General features: G+C 59.5%; 19 protein-coding genes. 15 read left to right on the plus strand and 4 right to left on the minus strand.

Features of this window, described 5'->3' with window-relative positions; all coding sequences use genetic code 11:
* Positions 1-12: 12 nt before the first annotated feature.
* From MWU49_RS13285 to MWU49_RS13295, 3 genes are read left to right on the plus strand one after another with little or no spacing between them, the layout of a single operon-like run.
* A complete protein-coding gene (locus tag MWU49_RS13285) occupies positions 13-795 on the plus strand; it encodes an AraC family transcriptional regulator (protein WP_246973221.1) in 783 nt (260 codons plus the stop codon).
* A 2-nt stretch (positions 796-797) separates the two neighbouring features.
* Complete coding sequence (locus tag MWU49_RS13290; RefSeq protein WP_246973223.1) at positions 798-1,664, plus strand: enoyl-CoA hydratase-related protein; 867 nt, start codon at positions 798-800, stop codon at positions 1,662-1,664.
* Positions 1,665-1,721: 57 nt separating this feature from the next.
* The gene (locus MWU49_RS13295; protein WP_246973225.1) at positions 1,722-2,993 is read left to right on the plus strand and encodes an aminotransferase class I/II-fold pyridoxal phosphate-dependent enzyme; all 1,272 of its coding nucleotides are present in this window, start codon (positions 1,722-1,724) and stop codon (positions 2,991-2,993) included.
* Here the strand turns inward: MWU49_RS13295 and MWU49_RS13300 are convergent, their stop codons facing one another.
* Positions 2,994-3,959, minus strand: a complete 966-nt coding sequence (locus tag MWU49_RS13300; RefSeq protein WP_246973228.1) for an AraC family transcriptional regulator — start codon at positions 3,957-3,959, stop codon at positions 2,994-2,996.
* Positions 3,960-4,104: 145 nt separating this feature from the next.
* Between MWU49_RS13300 and MWU49_RS13305 the strand changes: the two genes are divergently transcribed.
* The 6 genes from MWU49_RS13305 (at position 4,105) to MWU49_RS13330 (ending at position 9,592) form a co-directional block, all read left to right on the plus strand.
* Positions 4,105-5,397, plus strand: a complete 1,293-nt coding sequence (locus MWU49_RS13305) for an NAD(P)-binding domain-containing protein (RefSeq protein WP_246973231.1) — start codon at positions 4,105-4,107, stop codon at positions 5,395-5,397.
* Position 5,398: 1 nt separating this feature from the next.
* Positions 5,399-6,319, plus strand: coding sequence for a bile acid:sodium symporter family protein (locus MWU49_RS13310; RefSeq protein WP_246973234.1), 921 nt, complete (start codon positions 5,399-5,401; stop codon positions 6,317-6,319).
* Positions 6,301-7,239 carry an SDR family oxidoreductase gene (locus MWU49_RS13315; protein ID WP_246973237.1) on the plus strand — a complete coding sequence of 313 codons (939 nt, stop codon included), beginning with the start codon at positions 6,301-6,303 and terminating at the stop codon, positions 7,237-7,239. Before MWU49_RS13310 ends, MWU49_RS13315 begins: the two co-directional genes overlap by 19 nt.
* Positions 7,236-8,024: an SDR family NAD(P)-dependent oxidoreductase gene (locus MWU49_RS13320; protein WP_246973242.1), complete on the plus strand. Its 789-nt coding sequence runs from the start codon at positions 7,236-7,238 to the stop codon at positions 8,022-8,024. The genes MWU49_RS13315 and MWU49_RS13320 overlap by 4 nt, the downstream gene beginning before the upstream one ends.
* Positions 8,025-8,026: 2 nt before the next feature.
* Positions 8,027-8,767: a sulfite exporter TauE/SafE family protein gene (locus tag MWU49_RS13325; protein WP_246973245.1), complete on the plus strand. Its 741-nt coding sequence runs from the start codon at positions 8,027-8,029 to the stop codon at positions 8,765-8,767.
* A gap of 234 nt (positions 8,768-9,001) precedes the next feature.
* Positions 9,002-9,592 carry a GNAT family N-acetyltransferase gene (locus MWU49_RS13330; protein WP_246973254.1) on the plus strand — a complete coding sequence of 197 codons (591 nt, stop codon included), beginning with the start codon at positions 9,002-9,004 and terminating at the stop codon, positions 9,590-9,592.
* Between the two features lie 334 nt (positions 9,593-9,926).
* Here MWU49_RS13330 and MWU49_RS13335 read toward each other — a convergent pair whose 3' ends face one another.
* Both MWU49_RS13335 and MWU49_RS13340 read right to left on the minus strand, forming a co-directional pair.
* Entirely contained in the window at positions 9,927-10,565 is a 639-nt protein-coding gene (locus MWU49_RS13335) for a class I SAM-dependent methyltransferase (protein ID WP_246973255.1), read from the minus strand.
* Complete coding sequence (locus MWU49_RS13340; protein WP_246973257.1) at positions 10,562-11,665, minus strand: alpha/beta fold hydrolase; 1,104 nt, start codon at positions 11,663-11,665, stop codon at positions 10,562-10,564. Before MWU49_RS13340 ends, MWU49_RS13335 begins: the two co-directional genes overlap by 4 nt.
* Before the next feature lie 176 nt (positions 11,666-11,841).
* Between MWU49_RS13340 and MWU49_RS13345 the strand changes: the two genes are divergently transcribed.
* A complete protein-coding gene (locus MWU49_RS13345; RefSeq protein WP_246973258.1) occupies positions 11,842-12,072 on the plus strand; it encodes a hypothetical protein in 231 nt (76 codons plus the stop codon).
* A 190-nt stretch (positions 12,073-12,262) separates the two neighbouring features.
* Here MWU49_RS13345 and MWU49_RS13350 read toward each other — a convergent pair whose 3' ends face one another.
* Entirely contained in the window at positions 12,263-12,940 is a 678-nt protein-coding gene (locus MWU49_RS13350) for an HNH endonuclease (RefSeq protein ID WP_246973259.1), read from the minus strand.
* 273 nt (positions 12,941-13,213) lie between these two features.
* Here MWU49_RS13350 and MWU49_RS13355 point away from each other — a divergent pair, with 273 nt between their 5' ends.
* The 5 genes from MWU49_RS13355 (at position 13,214) to MWU49_RS13375 (ending at position 16,597) form a co-directional block, all read left to right on the plus strand.
* Positions 13,214-13,825 carry a hypothetical protein gene (locus MWU49_RS13355; protein WP_246973260.1) on the plus strand — a complete coding sequence of 204 codons (612 nt, stop codon included), beginning with the start codon at positions 13,214-13,216 and terminating at the stop codon, positions 13,823-13,825.
* On the plus strand, positions 13,822-14,412 hold the full coding sequence (locus MWU49_RS13360; protein ID WP_246973261.1) for a hypothetical protein: 591 nt from the start codon (positions 13,822-13,824) through the stop codon (positions 14,410-14,412). The genes MWU49_RS13355 and MWU49_RS13360 overlap by 4 nt, the downstream gene beginning before the upstream one ends.
* An 84-nt stretch (positions 14,413-14,496) precedes the next feature.
* Positions 14,497-14,775, plus strand: coding sequence for a hypothetical protein (locus tag MWU49_RS13365; RefSeq protein ID WP_246973263.1), 279 nt, complete (start codon positions 14,497-14,499; stop codon positions 14,773-14,775).
* Complete coding sequence (locus MWU49_RS13370) at positions 14,772-15,029, plus strand: hypothetical protein (protein WP_246973265.1); 258 nt, start codon at positions 14,772-14,774, stop codon at positions 15,027-15,029. Before MWU49_RS13365 ends, MWU49_RS13370 begins: the two co-directional genes overlap by 4 nt.
* On the plus strand, positions 15,026-16,597 hold the full coding sequence (locus tag MWU49_RS13375) for a PepSY-associated TM helix domain-containing protein (protein WP_246973269.1): 1,572 nt from the start codon (positions 15,026-15,028) through the stop codon (positions 16,595-16,597). Before MWU49_RS13370 ends, MWU49_RS13375 begins: the two co-directional genes overlap by 4 nt.
* The last annotated feature ends 23 nt before the right edge of the window (positions 16,598-16,620 follow it).

The raw sequence follows: 16,620 nt of genomic DNA on the forward strand, positions 1-16,620 counted from the left end.
CATGATGCCGGCATGACTGATTCTTCGCCGGCTATCGAAACCCGTTTACTGTCGCCCCTGTATATCTGGCCAGGTGGCTGGCTGGTGCTGTTGTCCGCCATGGATAACCGCCCCCATCAGCATGTGGCCGCGTCGCTGCTGGTTGCCCTTGAAGGCAGCCTGCAAGTCAGCCGTGATGGCGAGACGCTGACCCAGCCACTGGTGCGGGTGCCGCCGGAGATTCCCCAGTCCTTGCATAGTGATACCCCGCTGGCGGTGCTGCATCTGGACCCCGATGAACCTGCCTGGTGGGCCCTGCGCGAGGCTGATGAGGGAGCTGTCTTGCCGTTAGCCGAATTGCGGCAGCCATTGATGGCGCTGGCGGACGGTCAGGTGCATGTAGATATGGCCGCAGCCTTTATCCGCCAGTTGAGAGTCCCTCATCCGGCGCATATTCCCGACCCGCGCATCGTGGCGGCTTGCCAGGCGCTGCGTGAAGATAGCAGCCTTGATCTGGAATCCCTGGCGGTCACCGCCAACCTGTCTGCGTCCCGTTTTCGCCGTCTGTTCAGTGAACAGCTGGGCGTTACCTTCAAGCGTTTCGTGCTGCACCTGAAATGTCAGCGAGCCCTGACTCTGTGGCAGAGCGGCATGAGCCTGACCGAACTGGCCGTGGCGGCCGGATTTTACGATCAACCCCACCTGAACAGGACGCTTCGGACCATGTTCGATGCCCTGCCATCGCGCTATGCTCGGGGGCAATCGGTGCAGGTGGTGGATCTGTCTGCTCATACAAGAACAACTTTCACGGAGTGACCATGGAATACCAGGACATCAAGACCGAGCTGTCGGAAAACATCCTCACCATCACCCTTAACCGGCCCGAACGCCTGAATGCCTTTACCCTGCGCATGAAAGACGAAGTGGTGCATGCCCTGGAGGCAGCGGACAGCAACAATGAGGTGCGAGCCATTATTGTCACCGGGGCGGGCAAGGTGTTCTGTGCCGGCATGGAAATGGAACCTGAAGGCGGCGGTAACCTGTTCGGTTATGACGACGCGGAGGGCATGGATCCGCCGCTGGAGACCATCCGCGATTCCGGTGGCGAGTTGTCCATGGCGATCTACCATTGTCGCAAGCCGGTTATTGGTGCCATCAATGGCGCGGCGGTGGGGGTGGGTATCACCATGACTCTACCCATGGATATTCGTCTGGTGGCTGCGAACAGCAAGATCGGTTTCGTGTTCACCCAGCGAGGTATTACCCCGGAAGCCTGTTCCTCCTGGTTCCTGCCGCGAGTGGTGGGTCGTCAGAAGGCGTTGGAGTGGGTGCTCAGCGGCGATATCTTCATGTCCGAGGAAGGCGCAGAAGCCGGTCTGTTCCATAGTGTGCATGACAAGGGTGAAGTGCTGGATGTGGCCCGTTGCATGGCGAAAAAACTGATCGCCAAAAGCTCCCCGGTGGCGGTGGCCCTCGCGCGCCACATGCTGTGGCGCAATCCGGAATTTGATCACCCCATGCAGGCCCATATAGTGGAATCGAAAATGATCTACTGGTCCCATTCTTTCTGGGATGGCCGCGACGGCTTCACCGCTTTCCTTGAAAAACGCGCGCCGCGTTTTGAAACCGATCTGTCCGATGTGCCCAAACAATTTGATTTTTGGCCGCAACCTCCGCTTGAATAAGTAGCTTCATCAGGCCGCCATCAGGCGGCCTTTTTTATGGTTGGCAGGGAGAGAGTAATGAAGAAGGAAACGGTATCCATACATGGTGGATTTGAAGGTGATCCGCAAACCCATGCGGTGGCGGTGCCGATGTATCAGACCACCAGTTACTACTTTGATGATACCCAGCATGGCGCGGATCTGTTTGATCTGAAAGTTCCCGGCAATATCTACAGCCGGATCATGAACCCCACCAATGCGGTGCTCGAAGAACGGGTAGCCATGCTGGAGGGGGGTATCGGTGCCTTGGCCATGGCCTCGGGTATGGCGGCAATTACCGCGACAGTCCAGACCCTGGCCCGTGCCGGTGACAATATCGTGTCGGTGAGTCAGCTGTATGGCGGCACCTATAATCTGTTCGCGCATACGTTGCCAAACCAGGGCATTGAAGTGCGCATGGCCGATGGTCGAGATCCGGAAGCTATCGCTGCGGTTATCGATGACAAGACCAAAATGGTGTTCTGTGAATCCATCGGCAACCCGGCCGGCAATGTGGTGGATATGGCCGCGTTGGCGAAGGTGGCCCACGCTGCCGGGGTGCCGTTGGTGGTAGATAACACTGTTGCCACACCCGCGCTGTGTCGCCCGTTTGAACACGGTGCAGATATCGTGGTGCATTCGCTGACCAAGTACATGGGCGGGCATGGCACTACCATTGCCGGGATTATTGTGGATTCCGGCAAGTTCCCCTGGAAAGGCAATCCTCGCTTCCCGCAGTTCAATGAACCGGACCCCAGCTATCACGGTGTAGTGTATGTGGAAGCCATGGGCGAGGCGGCTTTCATTGGCCGTGCCAGGGTTGTGCCACTGCGTAACATGGGAGCCGCCCTGTCGCCGATGAATGCCTTCCTGATTCTGCAGGGCATCGAAACACTGAGCCTGCGTATGGAGCGCCATTGCGAAAATGCCATGACGGTGGCGGCGTTCCTGCGCGATCATGACAAGGTGAGCTGGGTGAACTTTGCCGGGTTGGATACGGACAAGGATTACGCCACCGCGCAAACCTACATGGATGGTGGTGTGCCGTCTTCCATTCTCAGTTTTGGTATTGACGGCGGGCGTGACGCCGGGGCGCGCTTCATTGATGCGCTGACCATGATCAAGCGGCTGGTCAATATTGGTGATGCCAAGTCACTGGCCTGCCATCCCGCTACGACCACGCACCGTCAGCTCAATGATGAGGAGCTGGAGAGCGCGGGAGTGAGTGCGGATCTGGTGAGATTGTCTGTCGGGATCGAACACATTGATGACATCCTTGCGGATATTACCCAGGCGCTCGACAAGGCCTGATCAGGTTTTTTCGCGGAACTGGGCCGGCGTCATGCCGGTCCAGCGTTTGAACGCCTTGGAAAAGGCGCTTTCATCAGAAAACCCCAGTGCCTCGGCAATGTTGCTGAGGCGCTCGCCATCCCGAAGTTGTGTTTCCGCCATGCCTTGCAGCAGGCCGTCACGGAGCAGCTTGAAGCTGCTGCCTTCCTCGCCCAGTTTTCTCACCAGATGTCGCCCGCTCATGGACAGGGCATCGGCTGCTTTTTCCTTGCCCCAGTGGGGGTGCTGGCGGAGCAGTTGGGTGACCTGGGCGCTGAGGGATTGTTCGCCAAGGGAGTCCAGTACCTGATCAGCCAGGGTACGCAGGTGCTGACACAGGGCCGGGTTGGCGTAGATCAATGGAAGATCCAGGGAGCTTGCGGGGATCACCAGACTGTTACGGTTGGCCAGAAAGCGCACCGGCACGTTGAGCAGGGTTTCGTAACGGCGGTTGTCGTCCAGGGCGGCATGGGCAAACTCCAGGCGCAGGGCTTTCAGTTTGCCGCCGGAAGACCAGCGGGACAGTTGCAGTAGTGAGGCGAGAGCCGCTTCCACCCGTTCCTGTTTGCGAACCTGATACTGGGGCTCATAGGAAACGATGCATTCTTCGCCCTGTATCTCATAACTGAAACGGCCGCCTTCACCGACGATGGGGTAGTAGTCGATCAGGCTTTCCATGGCGTCGGCCACGGTGTCGCAGCTCATCAACACCATGCCGGCGGTATCCAGATGTCCCACTTCCAATGCCAGTCCGAAACGCACTCCAACCAGGGCATCGTCCGCCTGACTGCAAAAGCTTTCCCAGATATCGCCCTGCAACTCCAGCCCCACCCGTTCCTGTTCTGCGAAGGCGTCTTGCAGTGCCTCCGGCAGGGAAAATCCCAGCTTGGCAGCGGCCTGGCTGATGGCCTGGGTGTAGCGCACCGTGACGGTGGGGGTGTGCGACATGGGCTGTCCTGTCTGAGTTAACGGGTCCCGAATTAACCGTAGGCTGGTCCTGAATTGGCCGTGAGGCTCTGGGGCTCTGACCGTAAAGTGAACATCATAACAAATTCTGAGTTGTGCTCAGCAAACAACAAACGCAGGTGACAACATGTACGCAGTGATAGGGGCCGGCCCCATGGGGCTTGCGACCGCCCGCAACCTGAAAAAATATGATATCCCGTTCATTGGATTCGATCTGCATTCCGATGTGGGTGGCCTGTGGGACATCGATAACCCCCACAGCACCATGTACGAATCCGCGCACCTGATTTCCTCCAAGGGCATGACGGAATTCAAGGAATTCCCCATGGCGGACAGCGTGGCGACCTACCCCCATCACAGCGAGATGAAGCGCTACTTCCAGGGTTATGCGCGCCAGTTCGGCCTTTACGAAAACTACGAATTTTCCACCCGGGTGGAGAGTGTGGAAAAGGATGGTGACGGCTGGCAGGTGACCACCAGCAAGGATGGCGAGCAGCAAACCCGCCGTTTCGAGGGCGTACTGATCGCCAACGGTACCCTGCACAAGCCCAATATGCCGAGCCTGCCGGGTGAGTTTGAAGGCGAGTTGATGCACTCCAGTGAATACCGCAGTGCCGACGTGTTTGCCGGTAAGCGGGTGCTGGTGGTGGGTTGTGGCAATTCCGCCTGCGATATCGCGGTGGACGCGGTGCATCGTGCGGCCAGCGTGGACATGTCCGTGCGTCGTGGTTACTACTTCCTGCCCAAGTTCATTGCCGGCAAGGCCACCGACAGCCTGGGAGGCAAATTTACCCTGCCACGTCTGGTCAAGCAGAAGGTGGATGGCGCCCTGATTCGCATGCTGATCGGCAAGCCCAGCGATTACGGCTTGCCGGATCCGGATTACAAGTTGTATGAATCCCACCCGGTGATCAATTCTCTGATCCTGCATCACCTGGGCCATGGTGACATTACCCCTCATGGTGATATCGCCGCCGTATCCGGTAATACCGTGACCTTTGCCGATGGGCAGTCACGGGTCTATGACCTGATCCTGATGGGCACCGGTTACAAGCTGGATTACCCCTTCATCGATGCTGCCGAACTCAACTGGCAGGGCCAGGATGCGCCGCAGCTGTACTTGAACGTGTTCCATCCCGAGCACCGCAACCTGTTCATCATGGGCATGGTGGAAGCGGCCGGGCTGGGCTGGGAAGGGCGTAACGAACAGGCGGAAATGGTGGCATTGTATCTGCGTGCCAAGTCCAAGGGGCTGCCGGAAGCGGCGGCCCTGGAGAAGAAAGCCAGTGCCGAGGCCGGCAATAATCTTGATGGTGGCCTGGCCTACCTGAAGCTGGCGCGGATGGCCTACTATGTCCACAAGGACACCTATCGCAAGGCCGTCGGTACACACATCAGCGATCTGCTGCAGGGGGTGTGACATGGAAGTGCACTTTGGCAGCAACAACCTGCTGATCCTCAACGTCATTCTCGCGTTCATGATGTTTGGCGTTTCCCTGTCGCTCACCGGTGACGACTTCCGCCGGGTGCTCAAGCGCCCGGATGCCCCCTTGGTGGGGCTGATTGCCCAGTTTGTGCTGCTGCCCGCAGCCACCTGTCTGACCACCTGGTATTTCAATGTGGATCCGCAACTGGCACTGGGCATGATCCTGGTGGCGTCCTGCCCGGGCGGTTCCTTCTCCAACATCATGACCTGGCTGGCCAAGGCCAATGTGGCGGTGTCGGTGAGCATGACCGCGGTGTCCAGCCTGGCGGCCATGTTCCTGACCCCGTTCAACTTTGCCCTGTACGGCTATATCAACCCGAATACCCGCAGCATCCTTACCGAGATTCAGCTCGACAGCATGGAAATCCTGATGCTGGTGGGGCTGGTGCTGGGTCTGCCTTTGGTGGTTGGCATGCTGGTGGGCAAGGCATTTCCCGCCTTTGCCCATGGCGCGCAGAAGCCCATGCGGGTGATCACGCTGTTGGTACTTTTCCTGTTTGTGGGGGTGGCCTTCGGCAACAATATGGATGTGTTCCTGGCCAACGCGGATCGCATCGTCGGCCTGGTAGTACTGCAGAATCTGCTGGCCCTCGGCCTCGGCTTCTTCGCCGCCGGCCTGACCGGTTTGCCGCGCAATGACCGGCGCGCCATCACAATGGAAGTGGGTATCCAGAATTCCGGCCTGGGGCTGGCGATCCTGTTCACCTTCTTTCCGGAGGCCAGTGAGATGATTTTGATCGCCGCCTTCTGGGGCGTCTGGCATCTGGTGACCGGACTGGCGCTGGCCTTCTGGTGGGGGCGCCAGCCCGGTGAGGCTGCTGAGGAGGAGGGTGCGCCATGCAAAGACGTATCCTGATAACCGGTGCCGGTGGCTACATCGGCAGCCTGCTGGCCCGTCGTCTGGCGGAGCAGCACTATGTGGTAGGGGTGGATATCCGTGAGGACAAGTCCGCCACGTTTCCCTTCCATGTGCTGGATGTGCGCGACCCATCCCTGGCCGGGCTGATTCGCGAGCATCGCATTGAGCAGGTGGTGCATTTGGCGGCGGTGCTGGAAGACTCCGGTGATCGTCAGCGTGATTACGATATTGATGTGAACGGCACCCGTAATGTGTTGGTGGCTTGCGTGGCCAACGGTGTGCACCAGCTGGTGGTGACCAGTTCCGGCGCGGCCTATGGCTACCATGCGGATAATCCGGAGTGGCTGGACGAGCAGGATCCGTTGCGCGGCAACCAGGAATTCGCCTACTCGGATCACAAGCGTCAGGTAGAAGAGCTGCTGGCGGCCTATCGCCAGTCACATCCCGAGCTCAAGCAGCTGGTGCTGCGTCCGGGTACAGTGCTGGGCAAGGGTACCCGTAACCTGATCACCAAACTGTTCGAGGGCAAGCGTTTGCTGGCGGTGGCCGGTTCGCCGTCGCCCTTCGTGTTTATCTGGGATCAGGACGTGCTCGAGATCATCGAAAAGGGTGTCAACGAAGAAGCCTCTGGCTGTTTCAATCTGGCCGGTGATGGCGCCCTGAGTATCCATGAGCTGGGCCGTATTCTCGGCAAGCCGGTGGTGGCTATTCCCGCTGGCGTGTTGCGCGCCGGTCTGTGGCTGGGCAACAAGTTGGGCCTTACCGGCTACACTCCGGCGCAGATCAATTTCCTGCGTTACCGCCCGGTGCTGAGCAATCAGCGACTGAAAAGTGAATTCGGTTATCAGCCGAAAAAGAGTTCCGAGGAAGTGTTCCGTTTCTATCTGGATGGAACTCCCGCGAGGCAGTCTTCATGAAAACGGTATTGATAACCGGTGCCGCTTCGGGACTCGGCTGGGCGCTGGCCCAGCAGGCCCATGCCAGTGGTTACCGGGTGATTCTCACGGACATGAACACTGTGCTGCTGGAAGCGAGAGCGAAACAGCTTGGCGATGCTGAGCGGGTGCTTTGCCGGGAGCTGGACGTCACTGACAGCGATGCCATCACCCTGCTCAAACAATGGCTGCAGTCGCAGCCGTTCGAGCTGGATCTGCTGATCAACAATGCCGGTATTACCCATCGCTCCCTGGCGGAAAAAACCGCCGTACCGGTGTTTCGCAAGGTCATGCAGGTGGACTGGCAGGCGCCGGTGGAACTGTCGGTGACGTTGCTTCCGCTGCTGCGCAAAAGCCGTGGCGGCATTATCAATATCGGATCCATGGCCGGCTGGATGCCGGTGTTGGGACGCGCCGGTTACTGCAGCGCCAAGAGTGCCATGGCGCAGTTCTTTGAGGTCATGCGCGGGGAGGTCTCGCGTTATGGCGTGCACATCCTGATGGTGTACCCCAGCTTTCTGGACACGCCCATCGAGACCAATGCGCTGGGCCACGACGGCAAGCCGGCTGGCCATGCGCGTTCCATGGTCGGCAAGATGCAAACCCCGGAATCGCTGGCGGAAAAGGTGTTTGTTGCCTACGACAAAAAACAGAAACGCCTGTTCCCGGATCGCTTCACCTGGTTTGCCAGCCTGCTGTGGCGGCTGGCCCCGGATCTCTACCAGCGCATGATGGTGCGCAAGTTCGCCACCGAGCTGGAGCAGTAACCTTGGATATTGCGGTTATGTGGCCCTGGCTGTTGTTGGGGCTGTTCATCTTTTTTGCCTTCACCACGGAGGCCATGACTGGCTTCGGCAGTATCGTCATCGCCCTGTCGATGGGCGCCCTGGTGCTGCCGATACCGGAAATCCTGCCAGTGCTGGTGCCGCTTAATATTGTCATGAGCAGCACCCTGAGCTGGCGTCACCGTCATCACATCCACTGGCCTACCCTGTGGAAGCTGATTCTGCCGTTGATGGTACTGGGCACCCTGGCGGGTTATGGCCTGCGGCCCTGGCTGGGCGATGATTATCTGCGCCAGGGCTTCGGGGTGCTGGTGCTGTGGTTCAGTAGCCGTGAATTGTGGCGCATGTTCAAGGGCATCGAGGTGCGCAGTCATGCCGCCTGGTGGTCGCGCTGCTGGATGTTCCTGGCCGGGATTACCCATGGCCTGTTTGCCTCGGGCGGCCCCTTGCTGGTGTATGCGCTCAGTGGCTTGCAGCTGGACAAGCAGCGCTTTCGCGCCACCCTGATTCTGGTCTGGCTGTCTCTCAACAGCCTGCTCACCGTAGTGTTTCTGCTGGACGGTTCTTTGCTGCCGGCGGCGCCGAAGATCGGCATGTTGGTGCCGGTGGTGATTGCCGCCATGCTGCTGGGGGAATGGCTGCATCATCGCATCAACGAAGAGCGGTTTCGTCAGGCGGTGTTTGTGGTGTTGTGGATCACCGGCCTGATCCTGATGCGGCCTTAGAGCTTCAAGCTTCAAGCTTCAAGCTGCAACGCGGGCAATGCCATACCTCTCGCTATGCCGCCGTGCCCGCGAATCAGGAAAAAGGGTGCGCGGGCACGGCGCCGGATTCATCTGATGCCTTGTTTCATGTTGCAGCTTGTAGCTTTTAGCTTGTAACTCGTCTCCCCGCCCTTTTCCTTCCCCCGTTCATCGTGCTATTGATTCCCTTCCTGATCTGTCTCCCGAGGAGCCTGCATGTCTTCAGTGGAAATTCGTCCGGTTACCGGTATTGCGGTAGAGCCATGGCTGGATGAACTGGCGCAGTTGCGCATCGAGGTGTTTCGGGACTTTCCCTACCTGTATGACGGTGATCTGGAATATGAGCGCCGTTATCTGGATCGGTATGCCCAGTCCGATCGCAGCGTCTTTGTGCTGGCCCTGGAGTTCAACAAGCTGGTGGGTGCTGCCACCGGCTTGCCCCTGCGGGAAGCGGATGATGCCTTTCAGGCACCGTTTCGGATGCTGGGGGCGGATCTGTCCACGGTGTTCTATTTTGGTGAGTCGGTGCTGAAGAAGGACTGGCGGGGGCAGGGCATCGGGCATCGTTTCTTTGATCTGCGCGAGCAGTACGCGGAGGATTTTGGTTTCCAGGACACCACCTTCTGTGCGGTGCAGCGGCCTGACGATCATCCGGCACGGCCGGCAGATTATCGCCCTCTGGATGCCTTCTGGCGCGGGCGGGGCTATTTCCCCCAGGACCAGCTGGTGGCCGATTTCGAGTGGACCGATCTGGGTGACAGCGAGCCTTCGCTCAAGCATATGCAGTTCTGGTTGCACAGCCTTTAGTCAGTTGCGCCTTGCGGATGCCGCAGTGGGCGCGGGCGCGGGCCTGATTGACCAAAAGTGTGTGCTATCCCCCATGTGGGGGATTGTCGGTTTTTTAAACTCCTCTACCATGCAGTCTCAGTGACTGGGATATGCAATGGCTTGCCCAGTTTCTGCTTTGGGAAAAGGGGAGAAAAAATGGAATTACATTACCGGTTATCGGTATTCGCTGAGCGGTTGGTCAGGCATATCCTGATCATCATACCCATGGCGTTGCTGGCGGCAGCCGTAGCCGTTGTGGTGGCCGGCTGAACCGACAGGATCATGATTCATCAAGCGCCCGCCCGGTTGAGCTTCAGCCTGGCGGGCGTTTTTGCATCAGCACCACCGGGTTGCCGGTGAGGTGCAGATCCCAGCCCTGTTTCCGGGCCAGCCACTGAAAGGTGGCAGGCTGCCAGAAGCACACGTGGGTAGGGTCGCGGCGGTAATGCCAGCGGGCGAAGGCGTCATCGTCGATCAGCCAGCGGGTCATGATGCCCAGCCAGCCGCCGGGCTTCACATGTTCGGAAAACCACTGCCATTCCTTCGCCGGCTGGTGCAGGTGCTCGATCACTTCTGTGCAGGTGACGAAGTCATATTGCGGTTCCAGCGCTGCCTTATCTGACGCATAGAGCGGATCCCAGGTGGCGCAATCAAACCCCTGCTCGCGCAGCATCATGGCCAGTGCCGGGCCCGGACCGCAGCCGAAATCCAGCCCCCGGGCGCCGGGGGGCAGCTCGCGCTTGAGCGGCTCGGCCAGTTGTGACAGGAATTTCCGGTAGCCGGGATCATCCGGCCGGTTGTCATGCAGATCGTACTGGCCTTTTTCCTGCTCGGCGCTGGGTAGCTTGTCCGGGTGTTCAAAGGTCAGCTGGCAGTTCGGGCAGCGAAAGTATTCACGTCCTTCTACGGTCGCAAATAGGGCTGCAGGTGTATGGCAGAGAGTGCAGTTCATCCGTGGGGTTCCAGCCACTGCTGTACCCGGGCGAAAGTGCGGTTTTCCTCGATCATGGTCATGTGGCCCATTTGCCAGAACAGTTCCCGGGTCAGCTGCGGTGCATCCGGGTAAAGGCGTCGGGCCAGGGCGCTGTCCACGGATACCAGCCAGTCGCCCTGGGGCTGGGGGTGATCCGGTTCACTGACACTGCCGGCAATGAACAGCTGTTTTACCGTGGGATCCAGCGGTACCTTGCTGCTCGGTTGGACTTCGTCGATTGGCCGGTGGCGCCACTGTTCCTCCAGCACATAGCCGAAGCGCAGATCGCGAATGCCGTCGGAGCGAAGGTTGCCCAGTCGCATCAGCGGCTTTGACCAGGGCGTGGTAGCGAGCAGGCGATTGGCGTTGTTGCCGATACGCTCCAACAGGGCACCCTGGTGGGGGGAGCCAAGGCAGGCAAGATGCGTCACCTTGTCCACCCAGCTGTCTTCCCGTTCACGGCCCTGATGCAGTGCGCTGCGAGCCACCAGGCCACCCATGGAATGCCCCACCAGAATTAGCCGTTTCGGCAGTACGGAGTGGGCCAGCAGGCCGGCGAGCTTGCGGCCGTTGTCGGAGATATGCAGGCCGGTGTTGTAACGCAGGTAACGTACCTCGGCATTGAGGTGACGGCGAGCCCATTGGCCGAAGCCATCGGCAGCAGGGGTGTTCCAGCAGGCATCATTCATGCACAGGCCGTGGATGAAGATCACCAGGGTATCGGTGTCAGCAGCCTGGGGCTTTTTCGGCAGCAGGGTCATGGGCAGCGCATAGCTGCTGTTCTGCTCCACCAGCAGTTGCCCGAAGATGCCGTTGACGATGCTTTGCAAGTCGAGACTGTCGCGAAGTTCCCGGTTCGGGTCTGCCAGCAAGTCGGCCATGCCAGCGGCGTTGCCTGCCTGGCGAAAGCCGTAGCGAATCAGGTTATAGATCATGGGTGCAGGGGTGTAATCGTGCCCGCGTACCCCGAACGGGTTGGCAACGGCGCCGTGAATATCCTGCACAACCTGAGTGATTTCATTGCCGAAGCGGGTAACCAGCTGTGCCAGGCCGCCCACCTGATGTCCGACTTTTTTCATTGCTTGTGTCCCCGGGTCTGTTCGCCTGCCAAACAGCCAGCGTGCTCATGTCCTGTCGCAACGTGATTCGTAAGGCTTCGTAAAATGCCGACATTCTGTGGGTCGGTCCATGGCCAGTGTGCCGCCACATCATTAGGGTGGTGGTCGTCTGTATCACTGAGCAAAGGAGTGAGTGTATGCGTATTTTCACTAAAGCGACATTGGCCGCCATTTTTTCCCTGTCTGCGCTGCTGGTAGCTTGTGACAGCAATGATGGCCCGGTAGAAAAAGCGGGCGAAAAAGTGGATGAGGCGGTTGAGAGCATGGATCCGCAGGGCCCCATGGAAGAAATGGGTGAAGACCTGGATAACGCCGCAGAAAGTGCAAAAGAATCCATGGAAAGCATGAAGGATGCGGCAGAGCAGTAACCGCGCTGCACGCAACACGCAACACGCATCAACGCGGTATAGGTTGGAGTTTGTTGCGATGAAAGAGGCCGCGCCCGGAATCGGGTGCGGCCTTTTTTTGGCCATGAGCTACGAGCGTTAAGTTGTCAGGCTCATTAATCCTTTGAATCCGGCTTTCCTTGCAGCTGGTTGCTCGCGGCTCATCGCTGATTCAGCGGCAGGTGGCGGCCAGTTTGTTCAGGGCGTCCTGTTCTGGCGGCGTGATCATCAATTCATAGCGTTGTTTCAGTGCTTGCCAGCGGCGGCCGTATTCGCACCAGTATCCCATGTTCTCGGGTAGCCATTGATCGGGGCTGCTGGCGCCCTTGCTGCGGTTGGCGCTGGCAGAGACCGCAATCAGGTTGTCAGGATCGTTGGCGAACTGCTGGCGGCGGGCTTCGTCCCAGCGGTCTCCGCCGTGGCCATGGGCGTGTCGCAGTGGCACCACATGATCAATATCCAGAGAGCGGGCGTTGGTAAAGGTGATATTCGTATAGGGGTCGTACCAACGGCCGCTGGTCACGGTGCAATGGCGGGCATTGCTGAACGTGACCGGTTGCTGACTTTGCTGGATAAGGATTTCAGCCCGGGTGTCCTGACAGTCGTGATCCGCATCAATCCAGTGTGGCCACTGATCACGGTCGTAGAGGGTGCTGAAGGCCCTGTCCGCCTCAAGGGCCTCCTGCTCCGCCTGGCGTTGTTTCTGATGGGTCTGTTTGCACTGGTCGCGATGGCAATGATATTGACCGGAATGGCGGTCAGTATGGCCGCCCTGCTTATCCAGTCCGCCGGGGTGGGCAACCAGAAATGCCGGTACGGCAACAAGAAAAAGGATCAGGGCTTTGCGCAAGGAATTACCCATAAAGCTAAGAATAAATGCGTAAGATATCAGCCATTAGGGGTATGAGCGATGACCTACGTAAAAATTATTGTGAACTGGTTCCTGCAATTTACCGCGACGAAACAAACCGCAACGCGGCACTACGAAAAAGCACATTTTCGGGCTGGGGGGATGGCGGGGGCGGCGTTAGGCTATTAGTGCTCCCCGGACTGGATTCGAAAAGGCCGAGGGTTCGATTGTGTGATCTACAGCAGTCTCAACCGAAGCACCAGGAGCTTTCCAATGACGTCCTCCCGCTCGCCGAGCAGTGACAGCCTCAACGGCCTTGCCCTCGAAGCCGTGGAGCATCGCCTGCAGGCCCTGTCTGAGTATCTGGCGGTGTACCGCGCCGGGCTCGCCTCCGGCGTGGGTGGCTGGCAGTGGCGTCAGGCTCGGGTGTTGCACAGTGATATTGCGCGTCTGCAGGCCTGGTGGTGGTATCTCAGTAGTCTGCAGCGGGGGGCGGGCTGGGTGCGCTGGCTGAACAAGTTGTCCCGGTTGTTGCTGCCGATGATTCCTCTCCGCAAGGACAAGCCCCGTCGTCGTCATGCCGCACGTACCATGCGCCGTCTGGGCAGCCACAGCCTTGTGCTGCGTGCATATGTCACTCTGGAAGAAGATCTGCAGGGCCGGCTGTTGACGTATCGTCTTACTGCGAGACAGTTCCCGGGGCGGATCAGTGAAGGCCAGATTGAGAAGTTGGAGGTGCGTCTTGGGCAGGCTGCCCTGTTGCGCCGAGATTGCCTTCCCGAGCCTCGCCATGTGGCCATCTGCTGCCAGTTGCTGCGGGCGGTGATGGTGCTGCGTCAGGGGCTGGGCTTGCCGTTGCCGGCCGCTCGGGTCGTGGAACCATGATTCAGCTGGACGCGATGGCACCGTCACTGGACAGCATGCCAAAGATTTTTTCCCTGTCGGATTTGAAGCAACGCTTGCCCGGTGAGGGTGACAGTGCACTGGATGTGACCCTGCGCTGGCTGGAAGCAGGGGTGATTCGGCAGGTGGCCCCGGAGCGACCGGTGTTTTATCGGGTGATTCTTGGGGAGCCGCTGAGTGAGGCGGAAGCCTTGCAGGCGCTGACCCGTACCTTTCCCTCGCTGGTGGTCGTGGGGGGGTCGGCGCTATGGCGCCAGGGTGTCAGCACCCAGCAGGACAGCAGGCTGGAGTGTGCGGTGGCGGAGCCGGTGACGGATTGCAATCTGAGCCATGTGGGCTTGCACCACCGGCCTGCCGGTTGGTGGTCAGTGATGCGTCAGGTGGGTGGTTTGTCTGCCGAGGGGTGTTATGGGGCCGCCATGCTCAGTCCGGAAATGGCCGTGGCAGATGCCGCAGCCTTCCGCGATGTGTGGATGCCGGATCGTGACGGCATTGACTGGCGTCGGTTGTCCACCGCGCGTCTGAGTACTTCTACCGAGGCGTTGTTGCCTCTTCGCCCGGTTCATTAATTGGCATATCGCTTGCGTCATTGACGCTGTTTTTCTGCTGCTATTAAATGAGAACCATTATCAGGATTGGGAAGGGAACTCTCGATGATGGGGATTGCCGCGTCGCTACTGACGCTGGTTTCGGCTGCACTTTTTTATCTTACCGACCGTGAACAGCGCTGGCTGGCCGCGCCGCTGGCGTCCTGGCAGCGGTTGGTCAGTATATTGCTGCTGCTCCTGGCTGCCGGCTTGTGGGTCGTTCTGCTTGGCATAGGGGTTGGCCTGATGGCTGCCCTGTGGCTGTTTATTCTGGCGCTGGTAGTGCAAACCCTGCTGGCAGCGCATCAGCGAGATACCTACCAGAAAAACGGAGGCCGCCCATGAGGTTGTGGCCTGCTGCGCTGCTGTCCCTGCCCCTCAGCGTGATGCTCAGCGGTCTGCTGGCCGCTGCTCTCCCGGTGCCCTGGGCTTCCTGGTTGGTTTTGATGCTGCTACTGGTAGTGACCCTGTGGATGTTGCTGGTGGCACTGGCCGCCCTGCCACAGCGTGGCTGGCCGGCGCTGGCGGGATTGTTGGCAGCTAACGGTGTGGCGCTGTTGTTGCTGCAGACCACGACGCTGTATGGCGGTGGCCCATGAAGGCGGATCGTTTGCGTCGTTTCATTGATCTGCATGCCTGGGCGGGTATGGTCAGCGGACTGCTGCTGTTCGTGGCCTTTTTTGCCGGCGCCATCAATGTTTTCCATCATGAGCTGCATCACTGGCAAGACCGGCCTGCTGAAAACGCGACGGTTCTGGATGCCGATACCTTCCTTGAGCGTTTGACGGAGCGTTTCCCGCAAGCGGCCGAGCGACTCTACTTTCAGCCCGGGAACGACCCTGCCGCCATGTGGAAGCAGGATGGAGAATGGCAGACCGCGAGGGTGTCTCATTTCGGGGGCGATGATGGCTACCTGTCCCGCCCCGGATCTGAGCTGGCCGACTTCATTAATGAGCTGCATTACCAGCTTGCGATTCCGGGTGGTGCCGGTCTGCTCAATATCGGCATGATCCTGATGGGGCTGGTGGCGGCGCTCTACGGCGTGGCCCTGTTCAGTGGACTGGTGATTCACTGGCCCAAACTGGGTCGCGAGCTGCTTGCCCTCAAGCACCAGGGCAACCTGCGCCGCTACTGGAAAAACCTGCACAACCTGATCGGGGTGGTGAGTTTGCCGTTTCATCTGATCATGGCGATCACCGGAGCCGCCATGGGGTTGTTTACGGTGGTGGCGTTGCTGTTGGGCGCGCTGGTGTTCGGTCCCCAGTTGCAAGAGGTAATCAGCAAGAAGACCGACGTGTGGCCGGCCATGACCACAAGTGGCGAGCCGGTGACCATGGCGCTGATGGCTGATTATCTGTCCGCCGCCGAGCATGAAGTGCCGGGACTGCAGGTGGCCTGGGTGGAAGTGCGGGGCTTTGGCGACAGTGACGGGTGGCTGGATGTGGCTGGCACTGTTCCTGGCTACCTTGGCCATCATGCCCATGTGGTGCTGGATCCGACCCTCAAGCCACTGCGGGTGATCAGTCCGGCGCAGCGGGACCTCAATAACGCCTCTCTGTCGGTGGTGTATGCGCTGCACTTTGGCGATTACGGCGGGCTGGCAGTGAAGCTGATGTATTTCCTGTTAGGCCTGCTGGGCTGCCTTCTGTTTGTCTCCGGCAATATTCTCTGGTGTGAGCGACGCAGTGATCGTGCCGGTCCTTCACGGGCGTCGGCGTTACTGTTGCGTCTCACGCTGGGTGTCTGTGTCGGTGTGGTCGCCGGGGTGGCGGTGAGCTTCTGGGTCAGCAAGCTGGGCCTGTATTCCCCCTGGGCGGATCAGGTGGTGTGGCTGGAGCGGCTGGTGTTCTGGCTGGTGCTGGTGCCATTGGCAGGCTGGAGTCTGCGGGCTTCGCCATTGCGTTTTTGCGGCCAGGGCCTGCGTGTTCTGCCGTGGCTGTATCTGCTGATTCCCGTGCTTTCTCTGGTGCTGGATGGGGCTCGCGCCTGGCGCGATCCGGACGTGCTGTTGATCAATGGGGTGATGCTGTCGCTGGCGGGGCTGCTGTGGCTGGTGCGCAAGCACTTCCGCAGGCGTGTCCGTCTCGCCGAGCCTCATCCGCTGTGGGTAGGTCGGGTTAGTGATGGACATCCGATCCACAAGGCGGATGCGGAGCTGGAAAGCTAGCAGCGAGTGGCGAGAAGCGAGTT

The organism is Alcanivorax sp. S6407, from assembly GCF_023016115.1.
In the GTDB taxonomy this organism is placed as follows: Bacteria; Pseudomonadota; Gammaproteobacteria; order Pseudomonadales; family Alcanivoracaceae; genus Alcanivorax.